This window comes from Microbacterium sp. XT11 (assembly GCF_001513675.1).
Classification (GTDB): Bacteria; Actinomycetota; Actinomycetes; order Actinomycetales; family Microbacteriaceae; genus Microbacterium.
Window position 1 is genome coordinate 304,591 of the sequence record NZ_CP013859.1, and the last position, 26,448, is coordinate 331,038.

Below are 26,448 nucleotides of genomic sequence, written 5' to 3' on the forward strand. Positions count from 1 at the left end.
CTCGGGCCCGGGCGGTACGAAACGTCGGAGATTCCACGCGACACGCCGGCGCCGGGCCCCCGTACACGGCGTGTCACCGCACAACTCCGACTTTTCGCACCGCCCGGGCGCCGGCGTCCCCCGCCACCATGCCCCCGCCCCGCCACGCGCACCGCCACTCCCGCGCCGCACCACCGCCGCGCGCATCGCGCTCCCGCGCCGCACCACGGCCGCTCCCGCGCCGCGCGTCCTTCGCCCGGGGCCGTACGAAACGTCGGAGACTCCGCGCGACACGCCGGCGCCGGGCCCCCGCACACGGCGTGTCACCGCACGACTCCGACTTTTCGCACACCGCGACACCGCAACATGCCCCCGACGCCGCGCCCGCCGGCAAACCCGCCCCGGACCGGAACGCCCCGGAAACGCCGAAGGCGCGGATGCCGCAGCATCCGCGCCTTCGTGCGTCGAGGTCACTCCCCGCTGGCGACCGCCAGGTCGGGGGTGCCGGAGATCCCGCCGCCGGTGTTCACGCCAACGGCGACGCGCTCACCGCGCGGACCGTGCTCGAACAAGAACTCGCCGTTCTCGGCATCCACCTTCACGTGGTCGCCGGAGTTGAGCTCGCCGTGCAGGATCTTCTCCGACAGCCGGTCCTCGATCTCGTGCTGCATCGCGCGACGCAGCGGCCGAGCACCGAGCGCCGGGTCGAAGCCGATCTCGATGAGCCGCTCCTTGGCCGCCTGCGACAGCTCGATCGTCATGTCACGGTCGAGCAGACGCTCGCCGAGCCGCTTGGTGAACAGGTCGACGATCTGGATGAGCTCGTCCTTGTTCAGCTGCGGGAAGACGATGATGTCGTCGACGCGGTTGAGGAACTCGGGCTTGAAGTGCCGCTTGAGCTCTTCGTTGACCTTACCCTTCATCCGCTCGTAGGTCGACTGGTTGCTGCCCTCGATCTGGAAGCCGACGGGGCCGCCGGCGATGTCGCGCGCACCGAGGTTCGTGGTCATGATGATGACCGTGTTCTTGAAGTCCACGATCCGACCCTGACCGTCGGTGAGTCGACCCTCCTCGAGGATCTGCAGCAGCGAGTTGAAGATGTCGGGGTGGGCCTTCTCGATCTCATCGAACAGCACCACGCTGAACGGCTTGCGGCGCACCTTCTCGGTGAGCTGGCCGCCCTCCTCGAATCCGACGAACCCAGGAGGGGCACCGAACAGACGCGAGACCGTGTGCTTCTCACCGAACTCACTCATGTCGAGCGAGATCAGTGCGGCCTCGTCGTCGAAGAGGAACTCGGCGAGCGCCTTGGCGAGCTCGGTCTTTCCGACGCCCGTCGGGCCGGCGAAGATGAACGAGCCCGACGGACGCTTCGGGTCCTTGAGGCCGGCGCGCTGACGGCGGATCGTCTTGGAGAGAGCCGCGATGGCCTCCTCCTGACCGATGACCCGCTGGTGCAGGGCCTTCTCCATGAAGACGAGACGCGAGGACTCCTCCTCGGTCAGCTTGAAGACCGGGATGCCGGTGGCCTGTGCGAGCACCTCGGCGATCAGGCCCTCGTCCACGACCGCCTGGCCCTGGACGTCACCCGAACGCCACTGCTTCTCGAGACGCAGCCGCTCGGCGAGCAGCTCCTTCTCCTGGTCGCGCAGTGCCGCGGCCTTCTCGAAGTCCTGCTCCTCGCTGGCCGCTTCCTTCTGCTCGCGCACCTTGGCGATCTTCTCGTCGAACTCGCGCAGCTCGGGCGGGCTCGACAGGATCGACAGGCGCAGGCGGGCGCCCGCCTCGTCGATCAGGTCGATCGCCTTGTCCGGCAGGAAGCGGTCGGAGACATAGCGGTCGGCGAGGTTCGCCGCGGCCACGATCGCGCCGTCGGTGATCTGCACCTTGTGGTGCGCCTCGTACCGGTCGCGCAGCCCCTTGAGGATGTTGATCGCGTGCGGCAGCGTCGGCTCGTTCACCTGCACCGGCTGGAAGCGGCGCTCGAGCGCGGCATCCTTCTCGAAGTGCTTGCGGTACTCGTCGAGCGTGGTCGCGCCGATCGTCTGCAGCTCGCCCCGGGCGAGCAGCGGCTTGAGGATCGACGCGGCGTCGATCGCACCCTCGGCGGCACCCGCACCCACGAGGGTGTGGATCTCGTCGATGAAGACGATGATGTCGCCGCGCGTGCGGATCTCCTTCGTGACCTTCTTCAGGCGCTCCTCGAAGTCACCGCGGTAGCGGGACCCGGCGATGAGCGAGCCGAGGTCGAGCGAGTAGAGCTGCTTGTCCTTGAGCGTCTCGGGCACATCGCCCTTGACGATGGCCTGCGCGAGACCCTCGACGACGGCGGTCTTGCCGACACCGGGCTCGCCGATGAGGACGGGGTTGTTCTTGGAACGACGGGAGAGGATCTGCATGACCCGCTCCGCCTCCTTCTCGCGCCCGATGACCGGGTCGAGCTTGTTGTCGCGGGCGGCCTGCGTGAGGTTGCGGCCGAACTGGTCGAGCACCTGGGAACCCTGGTTGCTCGACGGCGTGTCGTTGGACTGCGCGCCGACGGCTGCCGGCTCACGGCCGGGAGCACCCGAGAGCAGCTGGATGACCTGCTGGCGCACCTTGTTCAGGTCGGCGCCGAGCTTGACGAGCACCTGTGCGGCGACGCCCTCGCCCTCGCGGATGAGACCGAGCAGGATGTGCTCGGTGCCGATGTAGTTGTGACCGAGCTGAAGGGCCTCGCGGAGGCTGAGCTCGAGCACCTTCTTGGCGCGCGGCGTGAACGGGATGTGGCCGGTCGGCTGCTGCTGACCCTGGCCGATGATGTCCTGCACCTGCTCGCGAACGGCGTCAAGAGAGATGCCGAGACTCTCGAGCGCCTTGGCGGCGACGCCCTCGCCCTCGTGGATGAGGCCGAGCAGGATGTGCTCCGTGCCGATGTAGTTGTGGTTGAGCATCTTCGCCTCTTCCTGGGCGAGGACGACCACTCGACGGGCTCGGTCCGTGAATCTCTCGAACATTGTTGACTCCTTGGTTCGTTCCTCGCGTTCTCGGTCCCGAGATAGTGAGGGTCGAAGCGCTGATACATCGAGAGTAACCACCGGGCGGATGCCGTATGCCCGTGTTCGCCGTGGGCATAGAGGGGCCCGCCACTCGCTCGTTGAGCCTGTCGAAGCGAGCAGCCATCTCGTTGGCTCGCTGAGCTGAGACGGTTCTATTGGCTCGCTGAGCTTGTCGAAGCGAGCCGGACGCGTGTTACCTCCGGTCGTTGAGCGAGCGCAGCGGGTCGAAACGCAGTTCGCCGCCGCTCGCCGCTTGACCAGACTTATCGACATTCGTTATGTTAACGAACATCGATAACAACGATATTCGTTAAGGAGCGATCATGAACGACCAGTCGCGGGTGCTGAGCGGAGCCGACGTGGTGTCGCTCGCACTTTTCGCCCTCATCGGGATCGGCATCGCGGTCACGTCGATCTGCATGGCGATCGTGCGCAGCATGGAGCTCGCCGCCGGCGGAAAGGTCGAGGTGCTCGCCGAATTCATCGACACTCCGGCGGAGGCGACGAACGGATCCGAGACGCTTTCGATCCTGGTGGACCGCGGCGTGGTCACGGTCACCGATCTCATGCCGACTGGTGTCATCTCCGGCCTCCTTGGCCAGATCGCATTCGCGCTCACCACGACCGGGGTCGTGGTCTGTCTGATCCTGCTCAGCCGGAACCTTCTGCGCGGACAGGTGTTCAGTCGCTACAACACCGGCCTGGTGATGGGCGGAGGGATACTCGGCCTCGTGGGTTCGGCCGCCTCTCATTTCTTCGACAACATCCTGGCGAATGCGGCCGTCGCCCAGGCCACGGACACCCTCTTCGACACTGCCGTCATCTCGGTGCAGCCGTTCCCATTCCTGCTGGCGGCCTTCGCCCTCGCGATCATCGGAACCGTCTTCGTCGTGGGCGATCGCCTCCGGCGCGACACGGAAGGTCTGGTATGAGTCCGGCCGAGAGCGAGGACGAGTTCACCGGCATCCACTGCCGTCTGGACGAGCTGCTCGCCGAGCGCGGGATGACCCTGACGGAGCTGAGCGCTCGGGTGGGAATCAGCATCGTGAACCTGTCGGTTCTGAAGAACGACCGCGCTCGCGCCATCAGGTTCTCGACGCTGCGTGCAGTGTGCGAGGCTCTGGACTGCGAGGTGGGCGAACTGCTGGCTCTTTCGGAGCGCTGATCGCGCCGGAGATTCGGCGCTGAGCCGCCTCCAGGTGCCCAGCCGACCTCCGACGGGGACCTGCTTTACGAATTGCGGGTCTTGGTATTCGTAAGATGACGACCGATGTACCCGATGTACACCTTCCCCGTGCCGCCGGGACCTGTGTCGTCGAAGTAGTGCAATCCTCGGAGCGACCGTGTCTGCATGCGTCGGCTTGAAGTGGGCGTCCATCAGCACCCAGCCCTCTGGGTCAACCGTCTCGGGAACGCGGCGGATGCGCTCTGCCCGCCAGGCCGCGTTATTGAGCACCAGGTCGCTCTCTGTCGCGGCGTGGCGCTGGGGCGAGCACTTGTAGCCACCCTCGTCGCTCGTCAGATACATGTGGACGCTGCCCGAGAATTCGCCCCTGGCTTTGCAGTCCGCGTAATCGTGCAATGTGCGCACGAACTCCCAGAAGGCCACGGCGTATCGGTTGACCGTGTCTCGCTTCTGCACCTCTTCCACGTCACTGAAATCGCCCGTGAATTCGACACGGGCGAATGCCGGGTGCTTGTCCGCAGAATCCGCATGCAGGATATGAGCCAGCTCGACCACGTTCGGAGGCGCTTCCCACCCCAGGTCAGTCTCGGGTTCAGAATATGCTTCCGCGTAGAGCTGCGCGCGCTTGAGCGCCTCCTGCATCTGGCGGATCTTCGCGCGGAGCTTCGTCGCGTCCTCATCGGCTCCGGCAAGCTCGAGGTCGAGATCATCCCGTTCTTCTCTGAGCCGTTCGACTTCCTGTCTTGCAGCGTCGAGACGATCATCCAGTTCGGACGCCGTTGCGAACCACTCCTCTGCGGACGCTTTCTCCCGTGCTAGACGCTCTTCCAATAGATCGATGGTTGCGGCCGTGACGGGCTCGTTCGAACCCAGCCACCGCGACGCGAGGATGCGCAGCGCTTCAACGACGCGGGCCGCCTCCGGCTCGGATGTCACGTGGGACACCTCGTCACGCATCGTGTGCGGTTCTTGCGCACCGGGCTCTTCTGCGACGGGACCGTCGGATGCAGGCGGTTCGTCAACGCTCCGCTTGCGGCCAGAGGTCAGGTGCTGTGCGGCGCGTTCCTCGATCCGGTGTGCGTGGGTGAGCTTCTTGTGCTCAGCGTCGAGAATGTCCAGGCTCCGCTTGATGTCAGGGGCCAGGGGACGTTCCAAAAGCGCTGCGCGCGTTTCGACCGCAAACGCCTCCTGAAGCTGAAGCGCGACGCTGTTGCGGCGAAGCGCCCGCGCAAAGGTCGCCGGACCAAGAACACGGTGACGCTTGCCGTCGAGATCATCATCGAGATCGACGCGCGGAAGGAACGTCCGCACACGGCCGGATGTCACCGCATGGGCTGATCCGAGGCGCTCGTTGAGCGCGCCCAGAGCATCGCCTCGTACCAGGTAGACGGAGGCGACACCGATGACTTTCGAAGTCAATTGCTTGAGCCTGTCGCGGAAGACGCGATCGGATTCTGCCCCCAGTGAGCCCGCAACAATTACCAATACCGATCAGCTTCCGTCTGTGATCGCGGTAAGAAGATCATCGATCTCGCCGGTCCCGACATACTGCGGCTCAGCAGTGACCCGTGTCACGCCGTCGATGATCTCCTCCCTGGCGAGCAGGTCCGAGACCAACCGCGGCGGTGCGGCGACCCAGTCCACGCGGGAATTGACGACGTTGGCAGCGCTGATCACGAGCGCGTCGCGGCGGCGGTTCCCCGCTGGGTAGTCGACCGCGGTGATCGATGCCTCCCAACCGTGTTCTTCCAGGTGGATCCGCATCCGGCGACTTCCGTCCGCAGCGCCGTCTGCCCGCACCACAGTCACCTGTGCGTGTGGCGAGATCTGGTGCACTCCCTGCGCGAAAACGCCACCGGACCGGATGAGCTCGCGTGCCGCATCATCGGATTTGGAAAGGAGCCACCGCTCCGCCTCTTGCTCGGCGATCTTGATGGCATCGGCCTCAGCGGGGAGGCGCAGAACGGTGCGATATGGCAACCCCGACATAGTTCATCTCCCGACTACTCCTGTTCACCCTGGCACAAGCCGCAGACATTCCAGACGCTTGATCAATACCCCGGCGCCTCTTCCACCTGCTCATGCGAGCGGCACTGCCGCCGCGAAGCCACCGCCGCCACGGCATCCGTCATCGTTCGTCATATCCGCCCAGGGAATTCACAGGCGCTCCTAGCGTTGAGCCATACGGCGTGCACTCGGCACGCCGCGAATCCTGGAGTTTCCCCCCGATGAGCACTACCGCACGCGCCCAGAAGGCGCCCGACACCCGCGGACCGGTCCGAAAGCTGCTGACCTCGTTCGGCTTCCAGATCATCGCCGCACTCGTCCTCGGCATCGCCGCCGGCCTCCTCGCCCGCAACCTGGGCGCGACGGCCGACACCCCCAACGGCCTGTCCGCGACCCTCGACACGATCGGCAGCTCGTACGTCACGCTGCTCCGCGCCGCCGTCGTGCCGCTGATCTTCACCGCGATCGTCGCGAGCATCTCGAACCTCCGCCGCGTGCAGAACGCCGCACGCCTGGCGGGCCAGACCCTGCTGTGGTTCGCGATCACCGCCTTCATCGCCGTGACCATCGGCATCGTGCTCGGCCTCGTGATCCAGCCGGGCGCCAAGGCCGGCGAGGGCCTCACCACGGGTGAGCCGTACACGGTCGGCACGTGGTGGAACTTCCTCCTCGGCCTCATCCCGCAGAACTTCCTCGGCATCACGGTCAGCACGTCGCCGGGCGCGAGCGAGGGCTCGTTCACCTCGACGGTGGGCTTCAACATCCTGCAGGTGATCGTGGTCGCCGCCGCCGTCGGCATCGCCGCGCTCAAGGCCGGCAAGAAGGCCGAGCCGTTCCTCGCGTTCACCGAGTCGCTGCTCAAGGTCATCCAGCGCGTGCTGTGGTGGATCATCCGGATCGCCCCGCTGGGCACCTTCGGCCTCATCGGCGCCGCCGTCGTGAAGTACGGCTGGGAGAAGCTGGCCTCGCTCGGCTGGTTCGCCATCGCCATCTACATCGGACTCGCGCTCGTGCTGTTCGTGGTCTACCCGATCCTCGTGAAGAGCCACCGCCTGTCGATCAAGCAGTACTTCTCCGGCGTGTGGCCGGCCGTGCAGCTGGCGTTCGTCAGCCGCTCGTCGATCGGCACGCTGCCGCTCACCGAGCGCGTCACCGAGCGCAACCTCGGCGTCCCCCGCTCGTACGCGTCGTTCGCGGTGCCGTTCGGCGCCACGACGAAGATGGACGGCTGCGCAGCCATCTACCCGGCCATCGCCGCCATCTTCGTGGCGCAGTTCTTCGACATCCAGCTGAACTTCGTGCAGTACCTGCTGATCGTCATCGTCTCGGTCGTCGGCTCGGCGGCCACCGCCGGCACCACCGGCGCGATCGTGATGCTCACCCTCACGCTGTCGACGCTCGGCCTGCCGCTCGAGGGCGTCGGACTGCTCATCGCGATCGACCCGATCCTCGACATGGGCCGGACGGCCGTCAACGTCGCGGGTCAGGCGCTCGTGCCGACCATCGTCGCGAAGCGCGAGGGCATCCTCGACGAGGACCTCTACAACGCGCCGCGCGAGGGCCTGCCCTTCGCCGACGACTCGGCTGACGACGACTCGGCTGACGACGACTCGGCCGACGACGGCGAGGCGACCGACGGCGAAGCCGGCGCTCCCGAGGCCGGTTCTGCCAAGGAGCCCGTGTCGGCCGGCTGACCCCGCCGAACCGCATCGATGCAGAGCGCCCCATCCGCCGACCGCGGGTGGGGCGCTCTGGTCTGCGACCGACGCGTTACCGCTGCTGCTGCCGCAGCGCCCCGCGCGTGTCGAGAGCCAGCTCCTCGGCATCCATCGCCGTGAGCAGCTCGCGCATGACCTCCTCGTCGAGATTGCCGGCATCCCTCTCGGCGAGCACGATCTCGCGGCGCACATGCAGCCACCCTCGCGACAGCGCGACCAGGTCGTCGTACGACGGACGGGCGACGGTCCCCTCGACCTGCTGCGCCTCGTCGGCATCCTTCTCGACGCGTGCCATGCGCTGCGCGAAGGCGTCGAACACGCGCAGGTCCATCGGGCCGTGCTTGGCCTCCCACTCGACGCGCTTGGCTGCGATGAATTCCTTGCCCGCCTCGCGTGTCTTCGCCTGCACTGCGGCCAACGCCTGCACGTCCTCGTCGTGCTCGTCATCGCTGCGGATGCCGAGCCTGCGGATCAGCAGCGGCAGCGTGAGCCCCTGCAGCAGCAGCGTGCCGACGGTGACGATGAACGCGACGACCACGATCGCGTGCGATGCCTGCGGCCCCAGCGTCGCGAGGTCTGCGGCGGCGAGAGCCGTGGCCAGCGTGACGACGCCGCGCATGCCCGCCCAGGAGATGACGGCGTTGTCGCGCGCGGTGAGCTGCAGCCCCGACATCCGCTCCCGGAGGATCTGCGCCCGCAGGTCGTCGGGATCCTGATCGCGCCAGCGCTTCGAGTGCCGCCGTCGCCGATCGAACTCGCCCGTTTCGACGCTGCGGTCCCATCGGGCGAGCCTCTTCCTGTCCATCCGATTCGCCATCGCGCTGGTGGGGTACACGTACAGCGGGCGGACGACGAGCACCACGAGCAGCACGGCGGCCGACAGCAGCAGGATGTGCCCCGCGGACTCGCTGCCGAGGTCGCTCAGCACCCGCGGGAACTGCAGGCCGATGTACGCGAAGACGAAGCTCTCGAGCAGCAGGTCGGCCGACAGCCAGAGCGGGGTCTCCTGCTGACGCGTGGTGTAGTCGGTGCGCGGGGCGTTGAATCCCACGTAGATCCCCATGGCGACCACGGCGAGCACGCCGGAGCCCCCGAGGTGCTCGGCGATGGCGTAGGCGCCGAAGGGCGCGAGCAGGCCGAACGTTCCGATCACCACGGGGTCGCCGATGCGCATGCGCAGCTGGTGCAGCACGATGCCGAAGAGCAGCCCCACGACGACGCCGACGACGACGGCGATCACGAACTGCCACACGCCGTCCCACACCCCGATCGTGGCGCCGGCGAGGATGGCGGCGAACACCCGGTACAGCGTCAGCGACGTGGCGTCGTTGATCAGGCTCTCCCCCGACAGCACGGTCATGATCCGCCGCGGCAGCCCGAGCTTGCGACCGATCGCTGCGGCCGACACGGCGTCGGGCGGGGCGACGATGGCGCCGAGCAGCAGTGCGCCGGGGAGCGTCAGCGACGGCAGGATGAACCACGCGACGAGTCCGACGGCGAAGGTCGTGAGGAGCACGAGCCAGATCCCGAGCCGCTGGATCTGCGGGAGGCTGCGTTTGAAGCCGACGAACGACACGTCGAGCGCCGCCGAATAGAGCAGCGGAGGGAGCACGAGGTTGAGCAGCAGGTGCCCGTCGATCTCGACGTCGGGCACGAACGGAAGGAACGACGCGGCCAGCGCGGTGACGGTCACGAGCAGCGGTGCGGGCCATCCCCGCCAGCGGGCGACCGCCGCCACGGCGACGCTGCCGACGAGCACGTAGAAGATCTCGGCATCCATGCCCCCCACGGTACTGGGCGGTCGAGCGCCGGAGGAGCGTCAGCCGTGCGCGGCGAGGAGAGACGCGACGGATGCGTCGTCGACCTGCCGGAAGTCGAGGTAGTGCATGCCGACGGCCATGAAGCCCTCAGGGGCGTCGAGGCAGACGACGGTGTCGGCGTCGCTGCTCCGTTCGAGTTCCGCCACGGCATCCGGCGAGGCGACGGGGACGGCGACGACGACGGATGCCGCCCCGCGGGCGCGCGCGACGGCACAGGCCGCGCGCACCGTGGCCCCCGTGGCGATGCCGTCGTCGACGATAACGACGTTCCTTCCCCTCAGGTCGACGGGCGGGCGGACACCCCGCAGGCGCACCACGCGCTCCGCGACCACGGCGCGCTCACGCCGCTCCGCGCGGGCGAAGGCATCGTCGTCGACTCCCGATGCGGCGATCACCCCCTCGTTCCGCACGGTCGCGCCGGACTCGCCGACCGCTCCCATCGCTACCTCGTCATGCCAGGGCACGCCGACCTTGCGCACGACGAGCACGTCGAGCGGAGCATCGAGCTCCCGAGCGACCGGGGCCGCGACGGGAACGCCGCCTCGCGGAAGCCCCAGCACCACGGGGTCGGCCGGCGGATCCGCGGCCAGGCGCGCGGCCAGCATCCGTCCTGCATGCTCCCGGTCTCGGAACCTCTCCACGGCGACCTCCCGTCTCCGGCCTACTCCCGCGGGCATCGCGGGTCAAGGCGCGCGCTGGCCGGGCGGCCGCGGTCACGACGGGGAGTCGGCATCCGCCCCGTTCTCAGCCGCCCGCTCGCGCAGGTCGGCGTTCTCGTCTTCGAGGTCGAGCACACGGCGGATGCCGGCGATGTTGATGCCCTCCTCGCGCAGATCGGTGACGCGGCGCAGTCGAGCGATGTCGTCATCGCTGTAGCGGCGCGTGCCCCCTTCGCTGCGCGCCGGCGTGAGGAGCCCCTTGGCCTCGAACAGCCGCAGACTCGCCTCAGGCACCCCGCTGAGCTGTGCAGCGACGGCGATCCCGTAGACGGGGGTGCGAGAGTCTCGTTCGGCCATGAGGTTTCCTTCTTCACCAGTTGCAATCGATCTCGAGTTGATCTATAACAAATCTATACCACGAGATGCAGATCTCACCCACACCCGCCCCTGCGGGGGCCCGCACGAAAGGAGACACACATGGCGCTGTCATTCGATCCGTTCAGTCAGCTCGATCGGTTCGCCGCGAGCGTGCTGGACTCCGTTCGCGCACCACGGCTGATGCCGGTGGACCTGTTCCGCGACGGGGACCGGTACCTCCTGCACGCCGACCTCCCCGGTGTGGACCCGGGGTCGATCGACGTCGACGTCGACGGCTCGCAGCTCACGATCCGCGCGCAGCGCACGGCCGACAGCCGTGAGGGCGTGCGCTGGCTCGCCCGCGAGCGCGGCGCCGGCCAGTTCCTCCGCCAGTTCACCCTCGGCGACGGCGTGGATGTCGACAACATCAGCGCCTCGTACGAGAGCGGCGTGCTGTCGGTCATCATCCCGGTCAGCGAACGCGCGAAGCCGCGCAAGATCGAGGTCGAGACCGGCGAACAGCGGCAGGCCATCAACGCCTGACCGACCCGGGCCGGGCGCGAGCCCGGCCCGCCGCCGCACACGCATCCGCACCGTTGCACCGCGGAGCCCGCCCGCGCCGCCGTCCGACGGAACGTCGGCGGGCTCCCGGCCCCTCCTCGGAAAGGAAGAACCGTATGCCGCACTCCCCCGCACTCGATCGCTTCCTCGCCGGCATGGAGTACCCGGCCACCCGCGACGACCTCCTGCGCGAAGCCGCTCGCGAGGGGCTGGGCGCCGACGACAGGGCGCTGCTCGAGGCGCTCCCCGACCAGAGCTACAGCGCAGCATGGCACATCCGCTACCGGCTCGCCCGCCGTGCGCTGGCCGACGCCTTCGCACCGCCGCAGCCGGTGCGCGCCTGACGGGGCAGCGTCGCCTCGACCAGGGGAGGGCGGGGAATTCCCCGTCCTCCCTCTCTGTTGCCCTGGGTGATGACTTCCACCTCGCTCTCCGTCCTCGACCTCGTCCCGGTGCGCACCGGGCAGACCAGTGCCGAGGCGATCTCCGCCTCGCTCGCACTCGCCGACACCGCCGACCGGCTCGGCTTCCGCCGGTACTGGTTCGCCGAGCACCACAACATGCCGGCGGTCGCATCCACGACCCCTCCCGTGCTCATCGCTGCCGCCGCCACCAGGACCTCGCGCATCCGCCTCGGTTCGGGCGGCGTGATGCTGCCGAACCACGCCCCGCTCATCGTGGCCGAGCAGTTCGCGGCGCTCGAGGCCATCGCGCCCGGCCGCATCGACCTCGGACTCGGACGCGCCCCCGGGAGCGATCCGGTGATCACCCAGCTGCTGCGCGGCTCGGGCACCACGAGCGACGTCGAGCAGTTCCCACGCCACGTGCAGGACATCACCGCGCTCCTCGGCGGAGACGGCGCCACCGTGCGCTTCACCTCGGGCGGCGAGTACACCGTGCGCTCGACGCCCGCGGCCACCGGCGCGCCGGAGGTGTGGCTGCTCGGCTCGAGCGACTACTCGGCGCAGCTGGCCGCGTCACTCGGCCTCCCCTACGTGTTCGCGAACCACTTCTCCGGGCAGGGGCTCGAGCGCGCGCTCGACCTGTACCGCGGCGGATACCAGCCGAGCGAGCAGCATCCTGAGCCCGTCACGTTCCTCACGGTGAACGCGGTGGCCGCGCCGACGTCGGAGGAGGCGGAGGAGCGCGCCCTCCCGCAGCTGCGCATGATGGCGCGCCTGCGGCTGAACAAGCCGCTCGAGGCGCTCGAGACGGTGGAGCAGGCCCTCGCCGCCGAGCCGGATGCCGCCACGACACAGGTCGTCGAGGCCGCCCGGTCGCGGTGGTTCGTCGGCACGGGCGCCTCCGTCGCCGCCGAGGTGCGCGAGTTCGCCGCGCGCTACGGCATCGACGAGGTCATGCTGTCGCCTGTTGCCGCGTCGTACGATGCGGAGCCCCGCGACGCGGCCCCGGGCCGCGCTCAGACGCTCGAGCTCGTCGCGGCCTCTCTCTGAGCGGCCAGACCCAGCCGTCGCGCCGGCTGCCGAGGCCGGACCCGCCGACCGTTCACGCCGGCCTGCCGCCCCTCGCATCGCCCCGGCGGGGCTCCCGCCGCGATCATGCCTCCGGTTCGCCGGAGAGGATGCCGCGCAGCCAGTCGCGCGCTTCGACGAACACCTCGTCGGAGTAGCGCTCGGGGTACTGCACGATCTGCCTGTCGGCGCGCGGATACGAGCCGAGGAACACCACGCGCGGGCTGAACCGGCGGATGCCGAGCAGCGCGTCGGCCATGCGCTCGTGCTCGATGTGCCCGTCGGCGTCGATGACGAAGCGGTAGCGACCGAGCTCGTCGCCGATGGGCCGCGACTCGATGAGCGACAGGTTGATGCCACGGGTGGAGAACTGCTCGAGCATCTCCAGCAGCGAGCCGGGGTGGTCGTGCGGCAGCTCGACGATGAGCGAGGTCTTGTCGGCGCCCGTCGGCTCGGGAGACCGGGTCGTGCGGGTGACGAGCACGAAGCGCGTCACGGCCTGCGCGTTGTCGCCGATGCCCTCGGCGAGCACATCGACGTCGTAGTGGCGCACGATTCCCGGGGGCGCGATGGCCGCCTGGGCGGGGAGCGTGCCGTCGAGCACGCCGATGGCCGAGGCCACGTTGCTCGCCGCAGGCACGTGCGAGTGGGTCGGCAGGTGCGCGCCGAGCCAGCCGTGGCACTGGGCGTAGGCGACGGGGTGCGCGGCCACGACCTGCACCTCGTCGAGGGTGGTGCCCGGAGGCGCCACGAGCACGAAGTTCACCTGCACGAGGTACTCGCCGACGATCCGCAGTCCGGGGAGCGTCGCCAGCGCATCCTGCGTGGTGGAGACCCCGCCCTCGATCGAGTTCTCGATCGCGATCATGGCGGCGTCGCTGCGCCCCTCCAGCACGTCGGCCAGCGCCTCACCCACGTTGTGCACGGGGCGCCACTCCTGGCCGCGAGCCTCCGGCACCTGTTCGAGCGCCGCTTCCGTGAAGGTGCCTGCGGGTCCGAGATAGCTGTAGGTGCGGCGATCGGTCACGCCGCAAGCCTAGTCTTCCCCGGACCCCGCGGTCCGTCCGCGCGGTGGGCGGATCCTCCCGCGGCGCCGCGCATCGTCGCGGAACCCGCATACGAGCGGAACAGGATGTGCGAGATCCGCCGCATCGGTGCAGACTGTCTGCATGACGAGCCGTGCCGGCCTCCCCGCGGAGGAAAGTGACCTCATCGACGTCGACGAGCTGATCGCCGCCTACTACGACCTCGTGCCCGATCCCGACGTGGCGGCCGAACGCGTGGTGTTCGGCACCAGCGGTCACCGCGGGTCCGCGCTGTCGAAGAGCTTCAACGAGAACCACATCCTCGCCACCACGCAGGCGATCGTCGACTACCGCACGAGCCAGGGCATCACCGGGCCGCTCTTCCTCGGTCGCGACACGCACGCGCTGTCGCTGCCCGCCGAGCGCAGCGCGATCGAGGTGCTCGTGGCCAACGGCGTCGACGTCCGCGTCGACGCCCGTGACTCGTGGGTGCCGACCCCCGCACTCAGCCACGCCATCCTCACGCACAACCGTCGCACCGACACGTCGACCACAGGTCAGGCCGACGGCATCGTCGTCACGCCCAGCCACAACCCGCCGCGCGACGGGGGCTTCAAGTACAACCCCCCGCACGGCGGCCCCGCCGACACCGACGCGACCGGGTGGATCGCCGACCGCGCGAACGAGCTGATCCGCGGCGGCCTCGCCGACGTCAAGCGCGTGCGGTTCGCCGACATCGACGCCGACACTCTCGGCACCTACGACTTCCGCGACGCCTACGTGCGCGACCTCCCCTCGATCATCGACCTCGAGGCGATCAAGCGCGCGGGCGTGCGCATCGGCGCCGACCCCCTGGGCGGAGCATCCGTCGACTACTGGGCGCTCATCGCCGAGATGCACGGGCTCGACCTCACCGTGGTGAACCCCGAGGTCGACCCCACCTGGCGGTTCATGACCCTCGACTGGGACGAGAAGATCCGCATGGACCCGTCGTCGCCCAGCGCCATGGCGTCGCTCGTCGCGAAGAAGGGCGACTTCGACGTGCTGACCGGCAACGACGCAGATGCCGACCGCCACGGCATCGTGACGCCGGATGCCGGCCTCATGAACCCGAACCACTACCTGGCCGTCGCGATCGACTACCTGTTCTCGCACCGCTCCCAGTGGCCGCGCGACGCCGCGATCGGCAAGACTCTCGTGTCGTCGATGATCATCGACCGCGTGGCCGAGTCGCTTGGTCGCCGCCTGCTGGAGGTTCCCGTCGGGTTCAAGTGGTTCGTGCCCGGCCTGCTCGACGGCTCCGTCGCGTTCGGCGGCGAGGAGTCGGCCGGAGCGTCGTTCCTCCGGATGGACGGCGGCGTGTGGTCGACCGACAAAGACGGCATCCTGCTCTGCCTGCTGGCCGCCGAGATCATCGCGGTCACGGGCAAGACGCCGTCGGAGCGCTACCGCGAGCTCGAGGAGGCCTTCGGATCCTCCGCGTATCAGCGGGTCGACGCGCCCGCATCGCCGGAGCAGAAGTCGGCCCTGTCGAAGCTGGCTCCAGATGCCGTCGGCGCGACGACGCTCGCGGGCGAGGAGATCACGGCGAAGCTGTCGCACGCGCCGGGCAACGGGGCGGCCATCGGCGGCCTGAAGGTGCAGACCGAGCACGCGTGGTTCGCCGCGCGCCCCTCGGGCACGGAGGACGTCTACAAGCTGTACGCCGAGAGCCTTCTCGGCCCCGAGCACCTGGCGCAGGTGCAGGAGGAGGCGCGCGGCGTCGTCTCCGCAGCCCTCGGCGGCTGAGCGCGACGCAGGAAGGCCCCCGACGACCGAGAGCGTGTTCTCGCGGTCGTCGGGGGCCTTCGCCGTGGGTGCGTCAGTCTCCGCCGGGGGACCCCAGCAGCTCGCGCACGCGGCTGGAGATGCGGTGGAATTCCGGGGTCTCGAGCACCTCGGCGTAGCCGCGCTCGGCCGGCAGGTCGACCGAATGCTCTTCGAGGATCCGCCCCGGCCGCGGGCTCATCACGATCACGCGGCTGGCCAGGTACACCGCCTCGGCCACCGAGTGGGTGACGAGCAGCACGGTCGTGCCGGTGCGCGCCCAGATGCGGTTCAGCTCGACGTTCATCCGCTCTCGGGTCAGCGCGTCGAGAGCTCCGAACGGCTCGTCCATGAGCAGCACGCGCGGTTCGTGCAACAGCGCGCGGCACAGCGACACCCGCTGCTGCATCCCGCCGGAGAGCTCGTGCGGGAGCGCCTTCTCGAAGCCCGTGAGCCCGGTCATCTCGATGAGCTCGTCTGTTCGCTCCTGCGCCCTCTTCATGTCCATGCCGCGCATCTCGGCCTGCAGCAGGATGTTGCCCCGCACGGTGCGCCACTCCAGCAGGGCGGCGCGCTGGAAGACGAAGCCGATGTCCTGACGCGGCCCCGTGACATCCTCGCCGTTGAGGCGGATGCGTCCGGCACTGGGGATCGTGAGTCCGGCGACCGCCTTCAGCAGCGTCGACTTGCCGCATCCGGAGGGTCCGGCGATCGTGATGAACTCGCCCTCGCGGACGTCGAGGTCGACGCCCTCCAGCGCGGTCACCTGCCGCCGTTTCGAGGCGAAGGTGATCGAGACGTCCGAGATCTCCAGCGCGGTGCGGGTCAGTGTGTCGCTCATGAGGCTGTTCCTTCTGCGTCGAGGGGGATCACTCGCCGGGGGCGAAGGATGCGTCGTAATAGGTCTCGACCGTGCCTTCGCCGGAGATCAGCCCGGCCTGGGAGAGCACGTCGAGGGTCGCCTGCCAGTCGGCGGTGTCGTTGGTGCCCGGCGCCTTGCCCTCGGTGTTCGCCGTGCTGAGCAGCTTGATCGTCTCCTGCCACTGATCCAGCAGCACGTCCTCGGCGGGCATCTGCGGGTCCTTGCCGTCCATGGCGGCGACGGCGGCCTCTGGATCCTCCTGCGCTGCGGCGAACGCCTCGCTCGTCGCAGCGACCATCTCCTTCACCAGCTCCGGGTCGTTCTCGATCGTCTCCTCGTTGGCGATCAGCCCGTTACTGAAGAAGTTCAGGCCGGCGTCGGAGTAGCGCAGGTAGCGCATGTCCTTGCCGCTCTTGGCCGCGATGGTGGGCCCCTGGTCGTGGGCGAACCCGATGAGTCCGTCGACCTGACCGGAGAGCACCGCGGCGATCTTGCCCGCAGGGTCGAGGTTCTGCTGGTTGACGTCGGATTCCTCCAGGCCGACGGCCTCGAGGTACATCGGGAAGGTCGTCGTCGGCGCGTCGCCGGCGGAGACGGCGATCGTCTTGCCCTTGAGGTCCTTGGGGTCCTCGATGCCCGAGTCCGCGAACACCTGCACGGCGGACGGCGTGGTCTGCAGGAAGACGCCCACGCTCTTGATCGCCACGCCCTTGTCGATGTTGGCGAGCACGGCCGGCGTGTCAGCCCAGCCGAAGTCGACCTGCTTCTGGCCGACGGCCTGTGCGGTCTTCGTGGATCCCTGACCGGCCTTGATCGTGAGGTTGATGCCGTGGTCCTCGAAGATGCCCTGCTCGACGCCGTAGTAGAACGGGGCGTGTTCGCCGTACGGGTACCAGTTGAGCATCAGGGTGACGTCGGTGAGCTGCCCGTCGTCGCCCTTCGCCCCTCCGTCGCTCTCCGGGGCGGAGCCGCCGCAGCCCGAGAGGGCGAGTGCCGTGGCCGTGACGATGGCTGCGATGCCGAGGACGGATGCTGACTTCTTCATCAGTGCTCCAATGTGTTGGGAAGGTCGGGTGGCGTCAGAGCCGCACGGTGGCGGCGCCGACATCGCGCTTGGACGCGTGCCAGGGGATGAGGAATCGCTCGGCGATCTGGATGACTGCGAACAGCAGCACCCCCATGAGCGACATGATGATGAGCGCCGCGAACAGCATCGCGGTGTCGAGGTTCCCGTTCGCCTGCAGGATGACGTAGCCGAGACCCTCGTTCGCGCCGACGAACTCGCCGACGACCGCGCCCGTGACCGCCAGCGTCGCCGCGACCTTGAGGCCAGACAGCAGCTCGGGGAGCGCTGCGGGGAGGCGCACCTTGAGGAAGGTCTTGATCCGGCCCGCACCCATGGTGGAGGTCAGCTGCAGGATCTCGGGGTCGACCGACCGCAGGCCGGCGAGGCCCGAGATGACAACGGGGAAGAACGCCATGAGCACGGCGACGAGGATCTTGGGCCCCATCCCGAAGCCGAGCCAGACGATGAACAGCGGGGCGATGGCGATCTTCGGGATCACCTGCGCGAACAGGATGACCGGGTACAGGGTCTGCTCGAGGCCGCGGCTGTACACCATGACGACGGCCACGAACAGCCCGATGACCACGGCGATCGCGAAACCGACGAGCGTCTCGTACGTGGTCACCCAGGTGTTCTGCGCGAGGTAGGCCGAGTTGTCCGCGAACGCGGCCCACGTGTCGGCGGGCGAGGGGATGATGTAGGGCTGCACCAGGCCGAGGGCGGTGACGGCCCACCAGACCACGAGCACCACGACCACGAAGACGATCGGATGCCAGTTGTGCGTCCACCAGCGGACGAACGCGTTCGGCTCGGGGGAATGCTGCTGTGCGACCGCCAGCGACATCGTCGCGCTCTCGGTCTGCGACCTCGCGTTCTGGGTCTGTGACATGGGGTACCTCGACATCGTCGTCCTGGGCTCCACGGATGGGAAAGCGTATTCCGAAGGAATGATGCGAGTGTATGTCGCCCGCTCGCATCGTGTCAATGCACCCCGCCCCGACAGCCGAGGGGCCGGAGTCCTCCGCCGTCGGCCGGGCGGCTCGACGCTGTCTCGGCGGGCCGTGCGGGCTCGCGTCAGAGGGTGCGCGAGAGCTCGTCCGCCGCCACCCTCAGCCAGCGAGCGGGATCGGCGAGCGCGGCAGCAGACGATCCGGCCAGCTCGGTGAGCGACACGTGCGCCGCGAAAAGCGACGTGTCGGCATCCGCCGTGATGCGGCCGGCCACGACGGCCGCAGGCACTCCGGCATCCGCTGCCAGGCCGGCGACGAACGAGGGCACCTTGCCGTCCCCCGACTGCCCGTCGTACGACCCCTCCCCCGTGATCACGAGATCGGCGCCGGCGATGGCATCCGCGAGGCCCACCAGCCGGGCCACCTCCCGTGCTCCGGGGAGCAGCTGCGCTCCCCACGCGACGAGGGCACCGCCGACGCCACCTGCCGCGCCCGCCCCGGGAGTCGACGGATCGAGACCGAGCAGGTCGGCGAGCGCGGAGAGCGCCGCGTCGACGCGGCCCCGATCCGCGGCGTCCGTGAGCCCCTTCTGCGGGCCGAACACCTCCGCAGCGCCGCGGGGTCCCGTGAGCGGGTTCGTCACGTCGGTGAGCACGCGCGTCTCCGGCGCAGGGCGCAGGTCGCTGAGGTCGGCGCGGGCGATGAGGGGCAGACCGCGCGCTCCCGCCGCCACCGCGGCTCCCGCGGCATCCGAGAACCGGGCGCCCAGCGCGCGGAGCATCCCGGTTCCGCCGTCGGTCGAGGCGCTCGATCCGATGCCGAGCACGAGCCGGGAGACCCCGTGGTCGAGGGCTGCCGCGATGGCCTGCCCGAACCCCGTGGTGTCCGCGTCGAACGGGCGCAGCCGATCGAGCAGCTCGATCCCCGAGGTCGACGCCAGGTCGACGACCGCCGAGCCGCGCGGAGCATCATCCGTCGGCGGGAGGAGCAGCCATGCCGTCTCCACCGGTCGACCGGCCGGCCCCTCGACGGTGACCGGCATCCGCGTGGCGTCGGGAACGGCCGCTGCGAACGCCGCTATCGTCCCCTCTCCGCCATCCGCCATCGGCCGCATGACGAACTGCGCACCCTCGCCCCAGCCGGCGGCGAGCGCGGATGCCGCATCCGCCGCCGTGATCGTGCCCTTGAAGCTGTCCGGGGCGAGCACGATCCGGCGTGGCCTGCTCACTCCGGCACCCCGCGACGCGGCGTGCTGTCCCGGACGACGACCTCCAGCGCCGTCGGCGGCTGCGTCCAGTCGTCGTCGACCGTCGCACGGAACGCGGCGTAACCGAGGTCGCTCAGCGGCACGCGCACGGTGGTGAGCTGCGGTGTGACGTCGCGGCTCACCGGCACGTCGTCGAAGCCGCACACCGCGACGTCGGCCCCCACCTCGCGGCCCGCGTCGCGGATCGCGGTCATCGCCCCGATGGCCACCACGTCACTGAGCGCGAACACCAGCATCCCCGGCTCGACGCCGTCGGTCAGCGCCGCAGCCATGCACTCCGCGCCCGACTCCCGGGCGAACCCGCCGCGGTACGTGCGCTCGACGACGCCGCCCCCCGTCGCGAAACCCGCCTCGAATCCGCCGAGGCGGTCATCCGAGGTCCGCACTCCCGACGCTGCGCCGAGCGCGATGGCCCGGCGATACCCGAGGGCCGCCATCTCCCGCCCGAGGCTCTCGGCGCCGCCGCGGTTGTCGATCTGCACGCTGCGCCCTCCGCCTGGGCCGAAGGTGACGGTGCGTGCGCCCAGGCGGGGGAAGGCGGCGAGCTCGTCGAGAGCCGCGCTGTCGGCCTCACCCGACCGCGACGCGGCGAGGATCACACCCTGCGGTCGCTGCCCCCGCAGCGCGTGCAGGATCCGCGCCTCGCGGCCGGGGTCGCGCTCGGTGATCGCGACCGTGACGACGAGGCCGTGCTCATCGGCCCCGCGGGCGACGCCCGACGCGATCAGGCCGAAGTACGGGTCGGCGATGTCCGCCACGAGCAGGGCGATGACCGGCGACGTGCCGCGCGCGATCGCCTGAGCCGAGATGTTCGCGGTGTACCCGAGCGCCGCCGCTGCCTGCTCCACGCGCTCCCGGTACGACTCGGCGACCTTGCGCTCAGAGCCGTTCAACACCCGGGATGCCGTCGCGAGCGAGACGCCGGCGACGCGCGCCACGTCGTGCAGCGTCGGGGTCGAGGCGCGTCCGGAGCGCCGATGCTCTTCAGCCGTCATGCGCAGAGCCTACCCATCCGCGCGGCGAGGGCGGGATCCCGGGCGCGGAGGGCGGCGGATCCGGGGTCGCCGGCGGGATCCGTGCGGCGAAGGCGGGATCCGTGCGGCGAAGGCGGCGGATCACGGGGCGTCCCCGAGGTAGCCGCGCAGCGTGGCGGCCTCCGCCGCGAGCGCGCCGGGGTCGTCGCCCGGGACGAACTCGAGCAGCGCGTCGCGGGGCGGATGCTCCGCGGCGCGAGCCTCGGCGAAGAAACGCGCCCAGAGAGCGTCTCGGGCGCGCAACGGCAGCCGCTCCGTCGCGGGCCACCACGAGAACACGTGCGCGGCGCTGACCCGCGGCGCGAGGGCGCGGTACTCCCCGATGACGTGGTCGACGCTCGCGGCGACGGTCGGCTGCCAATAGGTCGTGAGCGCGGGGCTGCCCACCTCGGCGAGCAGGCGCAGCGTCGACGGCGCGGTCGCGGCGAGAGTATTCGAATGGAACTCCAGCGCGAGGCCGATGCCGCGCTCCCCCGCCTCGGTCGCCGCGGCGCGCAGCCGGTCGACGGTCTGCGTCCAGTCGGCATCCGTCGCCTCCGCCGCGTCGACCGACCCTGCCCACACGCGCACGCGGTCGACGCCGAGGGCCTCAGCGCTGTCGAGCACCGGGGTGAGCTCCTCCTCCGCGCCGGCGCGGAAGTACGAGCCGTACGAGCAGCACGACAGGCCGGCATCCGCGGTCAGCCGGGCGACGCGGGCGGCCGTCGCCGTGTCGCCCGGAGGGACGTGCACGTCGCCGCCCCACTCGATCACCGCCAGTCCGGCATCCGCGGCGAGCGCGACGATGCGCTCGGGTGCCAGTGCGCGGAAGGTCACGGAGCAGAGCCCTGGCCGCATCCTCATGATCTCTCCATCCTCTCACCCCCGTCTCCCCCTCCCCACGTCGCGGGCGGATCAGGGGAGGAACGGGGAGACGGCGGCGGCGAAGGCCTCGGCGGTCCGGCGGGCGACCCGGGCCGGAGCATCCGCCCACACGTCGGCGTGGAAGATCTCCACCTCGATGTCGCGGTCGTACCCCGTCGCGACGACGGCCTCGGTCAGCGAGCCGAAGTCGATCACGCCCTCCCCCGGGTAGTGGCGGGCGAGCAGCACGTCCTCCGGCAGCGGCGTCTTCCAGTCGCACACCTGATACGTCGCGATGCGGCCCTCGCTCCCGGCACGGGCGATCTGCCCGAGCACCTGCGGATCCCACCAGACATGGAACGTGTCGACCGCGACCCCCACCACCGCTGCGTCGAAGTCCGCCGCGATGTCGAGCGCCTGACCGAGCGTCGACACGACGGCGCGGTCGGAGGCGTACATCGGATGCAGCGGCTCGATCGCGAGTGTCACTCCGGCGTCGCGCGCATGCGGCGCCAGCTCCCCGATCGCATCACGCACGCGCTCCCTGGCGCCGACGAGGTCGCGCGACCCCTCGGGGAGTCCGCCGGCGACCAGTACGAGCACCGCCGTCGATCCCGGCGCTCCGGCGGCCGACAGCACCGCGGTCTCGTCGATGGCACGGCGATTGTCGTCGAGCGCAGCGACCCTGGCCTGTCCCTCGGGCAGCGTGAAGAAGCCGCCGCGGCAGTGCGTCGAGAACCGCAGCCCCGAGTCCGCCAGCATCCGCGCGGCGACGTCGAGGCCGACCTCGTTCACCGGCTCGCGCCACAGTCCGATGGCCTGGATGCCGGCATCCGCCGTGACCCGCAGCGCCGTGGCGAGGTCGGCGTGCTTGACGGTGGCCTGGTTGAGCGACAGGCGGGGGTCGGCGCTCATGCGTCCACTCCGTTCAGTCTCAGCATCGCGTGCCACCGGTCGCGCGCGAGCTCCGGCTGCTCCAGCGCGAGCGACGCGTTCGCCAGTTCGACGATGCGGCTCAGGTGCGGCAGGCTCCTGGCCGAGTGCAGCCCCCCGACCATCTGGAACGCGGGCTGATGACCGTTGAGCCAGGAGAGGAAGGCGACGCCCGTCTTGTAGTAGAAGGTGGGTGCCGCGAACACCTGGCGACTGAGCTCCTCGGTCGGCCCGAGGATGCGCCGGTACGCGTCTCGATCGCCGGCATCCAGGGCCTGGATCGCCGCCGACGCGACGGGGGTGATGGCGGCGAAGGCGCCGAGCAGCGCATCCGAGTACGTCGACCCCGCGGCTGCACCGCCGCTCTCGGCGACCGGATTCTCACCGCCGCCGATGAGCGAGACGTAGTTGAAGTCGTCGCCCGTGAACATGCGCACGCCTTCCGGCAGCCGCGACCGCACGGAGATCTCCGCCTCCGCGTTCAGCAGGCTCATCTTCACGCCCGCGACTTTGCCCGGGTTCTCGCCGATGATGTCGAGGAGGACAGCGGATGCCGTCTGCCAGTCGTCCGGCTCGCCGCTCGTACCGAGCGGAGCCGAAGTGAAGTAGCCCCGCAGCTCGGGGTCGAAGGCCGTGCCGAGCCAGTGCAGCACGACCGGCACGGTGGCCGACTCGAGCACCGCCCGATAGACGCGGCGATAGTCGTCGGCGCTCGTCGCGGCACGGGCGAGGTGACGCGACGCCATGAGCACCGGCCCGGCCCCCTGCTCCTCGGTGAAGTGCAGCTGCTCCTTGTAGGCATCGATGACGGCATCCAGCGAGATATGCGGGTCGGCGACGTGATCGGTGTTGACGCCGACCACGACCGAACCGCCCTCCTCGCGAGCGACCTCGGCGCTGCGGGCGATGAGCTCGCGCGTCGCCGCGGCGTCGAGTCCCATGTTCCGCTGCGCCGTGTCCATGGCGTCGGCGACGCCGAGGCCCCAGGAGTACACGTTGCGGCGGAACGCCAGGGTCGAGTCCCAGTCGATGTCGGCCGGCTGGCCGGGGGTGTTGTCGGCGAACGCCTTGGGCACGACGTGCGCGGCGGCGTACGCGACTCGGCTCTGCAGAGCGGATGCCGGGCGCGAGTAGCCGCCGCCGTCGTTCAGCACGGCATCCGTGACCGCACCCGCGGCGTCGAGAAGTCGGAGCGTGCTCATGCGAGGGAAAGCGGCTCGATGGCGATCTTGCGACCCTCGGCGCTGGACCGCAGGCCGGCCTCGGCGAACTGCACACCCCGAGCACCCGCGAGCAGGTCGAAGGGGTAGTCGGTCCCGAGCACGTACGACGTGAGGTACTCCTCCCACTGCTGACGGAAGCCGTTGAGGAACACGTCGTTGACCGGAACGTCCTGCCAGTCGGCTGCGTAGTCGTGGGTGTCTTCGAGGTCGGGGTTCCACACCGGCTTCGGCGTCGCGTTGCGGTGCTGGATCTTCGCACCGAACAGCCCGACGACCGCGGACCCGTGCGTGCCGTCGACCTGGAACTCGACGAGCTCGTCGCGGTTGACTCTGACAGTCCAGCTGGAGTTGATCTCGGCGATGACACCGCCTTCGAGTTCGAAGATGCCGTACGCGGCATCCTCGGCAGTCGCGGTGTAGCGCTCACCCTTCTCGTCCCAGCGCTCCGGGATGTGCGTGGCGGCCTGCGCGTAGACGCTCTTCACGGCTCCGAACAGGTTCTCCAGCACGTAGTTCCAGTGCGGGAACATGTCGCTGATGATGCCGCCGCCGTCCTCGCTGCGGTAGTTCCAGCTCGGCCGCTGCGCGGGCTGCCAGTCGCCCTCGAACACCCAGTAGCCGAACTCACCGCGCACCGAGAGCACTCGGCCGAAGAAGCCGGAGTCGACGAGCCGCTTGAGCTTCTGCAGGCCGGGCAGGTACAGCTTGTCGTGCACCACGCCGGTCTTCACACCGGCCTCCTGGGCGAGGCGGGCGAGCTCCACGGCCTCGTCGAGAGTCTCGGCGGTGGGCTTCTCGGTGTAGATCGCCTTGCCTGCCGCGATCGCCTTGCGGATGGCGGATGCTCGCGCCTTGGTGACGAGGAAGTCGGCGTAGATCTCCCACTGCGGATCGGCGAGCGCCGCGTCGAGGTCGGTGGTGTAGTCCGCGATGTCGTGCTTGGCGGCCAGCTCGGCGAGCTTCGCCTCGTTGCGCCCGACCAGGATCGGCTTGACCGTGACCCTGGTTCCGTCTGGAAGCTCGATGCCGCCCTGGTCGCGGATGGCCAGGATGCTGCGCACCAGGTGCTGCCGGTAGCCCATGCGTCCGGAGACGCCGTTCATGATGATCCCGATCTCGCGGGTTGTCGTCGTCGACATTCGTGGTCCGTTCGTGAGGTCTCTCCGCATCCGCCGGATGCGATCGGTAAACGCTTTCCCACACTATGCCACGGCCGTGCGCAGCCCGCAAGCAATCGGTACGGTTCGAACATGCGGGGTGGTGCACGGCTCGGTCGCGTCATGCCTCGATCGAGTTCGGACCGTCGGCGAGAAGCCGGAGGTCCGGTAACCTCGATCGCGTGAGACGGGGGATTCAGCGGATGACGGCGGTCATCGCGGGTGCGCTGCTGGTGGGGTCGGCGGTCCCGGCCAGCGCCGCGACGGACCTTGCGGCGGGCAACTGGTGGTACGACAACACGGGCGTGCGCGAGGCACAGGCCACGGTGACCGGCGACGGCGTCACGATCGCCGTCGTCGACAGCTCGGTGAACGTGGAAGCACCCGCACTGGTGGGGGCGAACATCCGCCAGGGCGGAGTCGACGCCTGCCCCGACGGCACCCCGGTGCAGGTGATCTCCGACGATCCGGGCAGCAGGCATGGCACGGACGTCTCCACGGTGATCGTCGGGAACGGTCAGCCGGTCGGTGGGAATCCGGGAATCCAGGGCGTCGCCCCTGGCGCGGAGGTGCTCGTGTACTCCCTGGGAACGGATGAGACGGACAGCGGGGAGTCGTGGCTGACCACTCCGTGCCCCGATGACTCGACGGGTTACATGGTGTCGATCGTGCAGGACGCCGTCGCGAGCGGGGCGGACATCCTCATCCTCACGGGCGCTCTGAACGGTGAGAGCGCCACGGCGCTGCTGCAGGCCATCAAGGCCGGAGTGATCGTCATCGCGGGCAATCCGAATGACTCGGTGATGTCGGGACCGCCGAATCCGCTCAGTCCGCAGGCGTACCAGTTCAACGGTGTGGTGTCAGTGGAGAACTTCGGCCCGGAGGGCGAGCGCGATGACCCCGTCGTCGGCCCGTGGGTGTCGATCGTGGCGCCGGGCGGCTCGTTCCTCACCTACCAGCCCGGGGAGGACCTGTCCTGGTCTGAACCGATGATCGGCGGCGCCTCCAACTCGCTGGCGATGCCGTTCGTGGCCGGCGCGTTGGCGCTGGTGATGGAGGCGTATCCGGAGGCCACGCCGAACCAGGTGCTGCAGTCGCTGGTGCACACGGCCTCGCACGCTCAGCCCGACCCGGTGCACACCGACGAGGAGGGCTGGGGGCGGATCGACGTGCCGCGTCTGATGGCCACCGACCCGACCCAGTTCCCGGACGAGAACCCGCTCATCCGCGATGACGGCATCCCGGCCCCGGCGATGTATGAGGAGGGGGTGTTCTCCGACGAGTTCGGGCCCTACCCGCTCGAGCCGGTCACCCCTGGCGACGAGTCTGCGGCGGATGGCCAGACCGGGGCGGGCCCCCTGGCCGGCCTGCCCGTCTTGCCGATCGCCCTGGCCGCCCTCGGCGTCCTCGTCGTGATCGGCGTCGTCGTGCTGATCGTGGTGCTCGCCACCCGCCGCCGTGGACCGACGGCCCCCGGCCGCTGAA

At 69.7% G+C, this 26,448-nt stretch carries 25 protein-coding genes; 10 read left to right on the forward strand and 15 right to left on the reverse strand.

From position 1 onward, the window contains the following. Positions 1-449 precede the first annotated feature (449 nt). Positions 450-2,975, reverse strand: coding sequence for an ATP-dependent Clp protease ATP-binding subunit (locus AB663_RS01600; RefSeq protein WP_067195003.1), 2,526 nt, complete (start codon positions 2,973-2,975; stop codon positions 450-452). Between the two features lie 365 nt (positions 2,976-3,340). Between AB663_RS01600 and AB663_RS01605 the strand changes: the two genes are divergently transcribed. From AB663_RS01605 to AB663_RS01620, 4 genes are all read left to right on the forward strand, one after another. Then, positions 3,341-3,949: a hypothetical protein gene (locus AB663_RS01605; RefSeq protein WP_067195006.1), complete on the forward strand. Its 609-nt coding sequence runs from the start codon at positions 3,341-3,343 to the stop codon at positions 3,947-3,949. Then, on the forward strand, positions 3,946-4,182 hold the full coding sequence (locus AB663_RS01610) for a helix-turn-helix domain-containing protein (RefSeq protein WP_067195008.1): 237 nt from the start codon (positions 3,946-3,948) through the stop codon (positions 4,180-4,182). Before AB663_RS01605 ends, AB663_RS01610 begins: the two co-directional genes overlap by 4 nt. 186 nt (positions 4,183-4,368) lie before the next feature. Further along, complete coding sequence (locus tag AB663_RS17055; protein WP_157540809.1) at positions 4,369-5,022, forward strand: hypothetical protein; 654 nt, start codon at positions 4,369-4,371, stop codon at positions 5,020-5,022. A gap of 117 nt (positions 5,023-5,139) precedes the next feature. Then, positions 5,140-5,541: a hypothetical protein gene (locus tag AB663_RS01620; RefSeq protein ID WP_067195012.1), complete on the forward strand. Its 402-nt coding sequence runs from the start codon at positions 5,140-5,142 to the stop codon at positions 5,539-5,541. Between the two features lie 153 nt (positions 5,542-5,694). Here AB663_RS01620 and AB663_RS01625 read toward each other — a convergent pair whose 3' ends face one another. Further along, entirely contained in the window at positions 5,695-6,039 is a 345-nt protein-coding gene (locus AB663_RS01625; protein ID WP_157540811.1) for a hypothetical protein, read from the reverse strand. Positions 6,040-6,431: 392 nt separating this feature from the next. On the opposite strand from AB663_RS01625, the gene AB663_RS01630 reads away from it, so the two are divergent. Further along, complete coding sequence (locus AB663_RS01630; RefSeq protein WP_083511045.1) at positions 6,432-7,904, forward strand: dicarboxylate/amino acid:cation symporter; 1,473 nt, start codon at positions 6,432-6,434, stop codon at positions 7,902-7,904. A 76-nt stretch (positions 7,905-7,980) separates the two neighbouring features. On the opposite strand, the gene AB663_RS01635 is transcribed toward AB663_RS01630, so the two are convergent. From AB663_RS01635 to AB663_RS01645, 3 genes are all read right to left on the reverse strand, one after another. Further along, the gene (locus tag AB663_RS01635) at positions 7,981-9,708 is read right to left on the reverse strand and encodes a cation:proton antiporter (protein WP_067195018.1); all 1,728 of its coding nucleotides are present in this window, start codon (positions 9,706-9,708) and stop codon (positions 7,981-7,983) included. A gap of 39 nt (positions 9,709-9,747) precedes the next feature. Then, positions 9,748-10,389 (reverse strand): phosphoribosyltransferase, encoded by a 642-nt coding sequence (locus tag AB663_RS01640; RefSeq protein ID WP_157540813.1) that lies wholly within the window; start codon positions 10,387-10,389, stop codon positions 9,748-9,750. Positions 10,390-10,461: 72 nt separating this feature from the next. Continuing rightward, on the reverse strand, positions 10,462-10,764 hold the full coding sequence (locus AB663_RS01645) for a MerR family transcriptional regulator (protein ID WP_067195022.1): 303 nt from the start codon (positions 10,762-10,764) through the stop codon (positions 10,462-10,464). A 120-nt stretch (positions 10,765-10,884) separates the two neighbouring features. On the opposite strand from AB663_RS01645, the gene AB663_RS01650 reads away from it, so the two are divergent. From AB663_RS01650 to AB663_RS01660, 3 genes are all read left to right on the forward strand, one after another. After that, on the forward strand, positions 10,885-11,307 hold the full coding sequence (locus AB663_RS01650) for an Hsp20/alpha crystallin family protein (protein ID WP_067195024.1): 423 nt from the start codon (positions 10,885-10,887) through the stop codon (positions 11,305-11,307). Positions 11,308-11,441: 134 nt separating this feature from the next. Beyond that, positions 11,442-11,669: a DUF2795 domain-containing protein gene (locus tag AB663_RS01655; RefSeq protein WP_067195027.1), complete on the forward strand. Its 228-nt coding sequence runs from the start codon at positions 11,442-11,444 to the stop codon at positions 11,667-11,669. A gap of 69 nt (positions 11,670-11,738) precedes the next feature. Continuing rightward, on the forward strand, positions 11,739-12,779 hold the full coding sequence (locus AB663_RS01660) for an LLM class flavin-dependent oxidoreductase (RefSeq protein WP_198147960.1): 1,041 nt from the start codon (positions 11,739-11,741) through the stop codon (positions 12,777-12,779). 103 nt (positions 12,780-12,882) lie between these two features. On the opposite strand, the gene pheA is transcribed toward AB663_RS01660, so the two are convergent. Then, positions 12,883-13,824: a prephenate dehydratase gene (gene pheA / locus AB663_RS01665; protein WP_067195033.1), complete on the reverse strand. Its 942-nt coding sequence runs from the start codon at positions 13,822-13,824 to the stop codon at positions 12,883-12,885. 142 nt (positions 13,825-13,966) lie between these two features. On the opposite strand from pheA, the gene pgm reads away from it, so the two are divergent. Continuing rightward, on the forward strand, positions 13,967-15,610 hold the full coding sequence (pgm, locus tag AB663_RS01670) for a phosphoglucomutase (alpha-D-glucose-1,6-bisphosphate-dependent) (RefSeq protein WP_067201937.1): 1,644 nt from the start codon (positions 13,967-13,969) through the stop codon (positions 15,608-15,610). Positions 15,611-15,683: 73 nt separating this feature from the next. On the opposite strand, the gene AB663_RS01675 is transcribed toward pgm, so the two are convergent. The 9 genes from AB663_RS01675 to AB663_RS01715 form a co-directional block, all read right to left on the reverse strand. After that, a complete protein-coding gene (locus AB663_RS01675) occupies positions 15,684-16,469 on the reverse strand; it encodes an ABC transporter ATP-binding protein (protein ID WP_067195035.1) in 786 nt (261 codons plus the stop codon). Positions 16,470-16,497: 28 nt separating this feature from the next. Then, entirely contained in the window at positions 16,498-17,535 is a 1,038-nt protein-coding gene (locus tag AB663_RS01680) for an ABC transporter substrate-binding protein (protein WP_067195038.1), read from the reverse strand. A gap of 34 nt (positions 17,536-17,569) precedes the next feature. After that, entirely contained in the window at positions 17,570-18,445 is an 876-nt protein-coding gene (locus AB663_RS01685; protein WP_157540815.1) for an ABC transporter permease, read from the reverse strand. 185 nt (positions 18,446-18,630) lie between these two features. Further along, on the reverse strand, positions 18,631-19,734 hold the full coding sequence (locus AB663_RS01690; RefSeq protein ID WP_067195041.1) for a glycerate kinase: 1,104 nt from the start codon (positions 19,732-19,734) through the stop codon (positions 18,631-18,633). Then, the gene (locus AB663_RS01695; RefSeq protein WP_067195044.1) at positions 19,731-20,768 is read right to left on the reverse strand and encodes a LacI family DNA-binding transcriptional regulator; all 1,038 of its coding nucleotides are present in this window, start codon (positions 20,766-20,768) and stop codon (positions 19,731-19,733) included. The genes AB663_RS01690 and AB663_RS01695 overlap by 4 nt, the downstream gene beginning before the upstream one ends. Positions 20,769-20,888: 120 nt before the next feature. Then, positions 20,889-21,623, reverse strand: a complete 735-nt coding sequence (locus AB663_RS01700; protein ID WP_232304601.1) for a sugar phosphate isomerase/epimerase family protein — start codon at positions 21,621-21,623, stop codon at positions 20,889-20,891. A gap of 78 nt (positions 21,624-21,701) precedes the next feature. Then, complete coding sequence (locus tag AB663_RS01705) at positions 21,702-22,565, reverse strand: sugar phosphate isomerase/epimerase family protein (RefSeq protein WP_067195048.1); 864 nt, start codon at positions 22,563-22,565, stop codon at positions 21,702-21,704. Next, a complete protein-coding gene (locus tag AB663_RS01710) occupies positions 22,562-23,785 on the reverse strand; it encodes a dihydrodipicolinate synthase family protein (RefSeq protein WP_067195054.1) in 1,224 nt (407 codons plus the stop codon). The genes AB663_RS01705 and AB663_RS01710 overlap by 4 nt, the downstream gene beginning before the upstream one ends. After that, positions 23,782-24,945: a Gfo/Idh/MocA family protein gene (locus AB663_RS01715; RefSeq protein WP_067195057.1), complete on the reverse strand. Its 1,164-nt coding sequence runs from the start codon at positions 24,943-24,945 to the stop codon at positions 23,782-23,784. The genes AB663_RS01710 and AB663_RS01715 overlap by 4 nt, the downstream gene beginning before the upstream one ends. Before the next feature lie 200 nt (positions 24,946-25,145). Between AB663_RS01715 and AB663_RS01720 the strand changes: the two genes are divergently transcribed. Continuing rightward, positions 25,146-26,447 carry a S8 family peptidase gene (locus AB663_RS01720; RefSeq protein ID WP_232304602.1) on the forward strand — a complete coding sequence of 434 codons (1,302 nt, stop codon included), beginning with the start codon at positions 25,146-25,148 and terminating at the stop codon, positions 26,445-26,447. The last annotated feature ends 1 nt before the right edge of the window (position 26,448 follow it).

What these genes read in the sequence shown, in the direction of transcription:
- AB663_RS01600 (WP_067195003.1), bottom strand. Translation starts at nt 2,975, where the DNA reads ATGTTCGAGAGATTCACGGACCGAGCCCGTCGAGTGGTCGTCCTCGCC.
- AB663_RS01605 (WP_067195006.1), top strand. Translation starts at nt 3,341, where the DNA reads ATGAACGACCAGTCGCGGGTGCTGAGCGGAGCCGACGTGGTGTCGCTC.
- AB663_RS01610 (WP_067195008.1), top strand. Translation starts at nt 3,946, where the DNA reads ATGAGTCCGGCCGAGAGCGAGGACGAGTTCACCGGCATCCACTGCCGT.
- AB663_RS17055 (WP_157540809.1), top strand. Translation starts at nt 4,369, where the DNA reads ATGCGTCGGCTTGAAGTGGGCGTCCATCAGCACCCAGCCCTCTGGGTC.
- AB663_RS01630 (WP_083511045.1), top strand. Translation starts at nt 6,432, where the DNA reads ATGAGCACTACCGCACGCGCCCAGAAGGCGCCCGACACCCGCGGACCG.
- AB663_RS01635 (WP_067195018.1), bottom strand. Translation starts at nt 9,708, where the DNA reads ATGGATGCCGAGATCTTCTACGTGCTCGTCGGCAGCGTCGCCGTGGCG.
- AB663_RS01645 (WP_067195022.1), bottom strand. Translation starts at nt 10,764, where the DNA reads ATGGCCGAACGAGACTCTCGCACCCCCGTCTACGGGATCGCCGTCGCT.
- AB663_RS01650 (WP_067195024.1), top strand. Translation starts at nt 10,885, where the DNA reads ATGGCGCTGTCATTCGATCCGTTCAGTCAGCTCGATCGGTTCGCCGCG.
- AB663_RS01655 (WP_067195027.1), top strand. Translation starts at nt 11,442, where the DNA reads ATGCCGCACTCCCCCGCACTCGATCGCTTCCTCGCCGGCATGGAGTAC.
- AB663_RS01660 (WP_198147960.1), top strand. Translation starts at nt 11,739, where the DNA reads ATGACTTCCACCTCGCTCTCCGTCCTCGACCTCGTCCCGGTGCGCACC.
- pgm (WP_067201937.1), top strand. Translation starts at nt 13,967, where the DNA reads ATGACGAGCCGTGCCGGCCTCCCCGCGGAGGAAAGTGACCTCATCGAC.
- AB663_RS01675 (WP_067195035.1), bottom strand. Translation starts at nt 16,469, where the DNA reads ATGAGCGACACACTGACCCGCACCGCGCTGGAGATCTCGGACGTCTCG.
- AB663_RS01680 (WP_067195038.1), bottom strand. Translation starts at nt 17,535, where the DNA reads ATGAAGAAGTCAGCATCCGTCCTCGGCATCGCAGCCATCGTCACGGCC.
- AB663_RS01685 (WP_157540815.1), bottom strand. Translation starts at nt 18,445, where the DNA reads ATGTCACAGACCCAGAACGCGAGGTCGCAGACCGAGAGCGCGACGATG.
- AB663_RS01695 (WP_067195044.1), bottom strand. Translation starts at nt 20,768, where the DNA reads ATGACGGCTGAAGAGCATCGGCGCTCCGGACGCGCCTCGACCCCGACG.
- AB663_RS01705 (WP_067195048.1), bottom strand. Translation starts at nt 22,565, where the DNA reads ATGAGCGCCGACCCCCGCCTGTCGCTCAACCAGGCCACCGTCAAGCAC.
- AB663_RS01710 (WP_067195054.1), bottom strand. Translation starts at nt 23,785, where the DNA reads ATGAGCACGCTCCGACTTCTCGACGCCGCGGGTGCGGTCACGGATGCC.
- AB663_RS01715 (WP_067195057.1), bottom strand. Translation starts at nt 24,945, where the DNA reads ATGTCGACGACGACAACCCGCGAGATCGGGATCATCATGAACGGCGTC.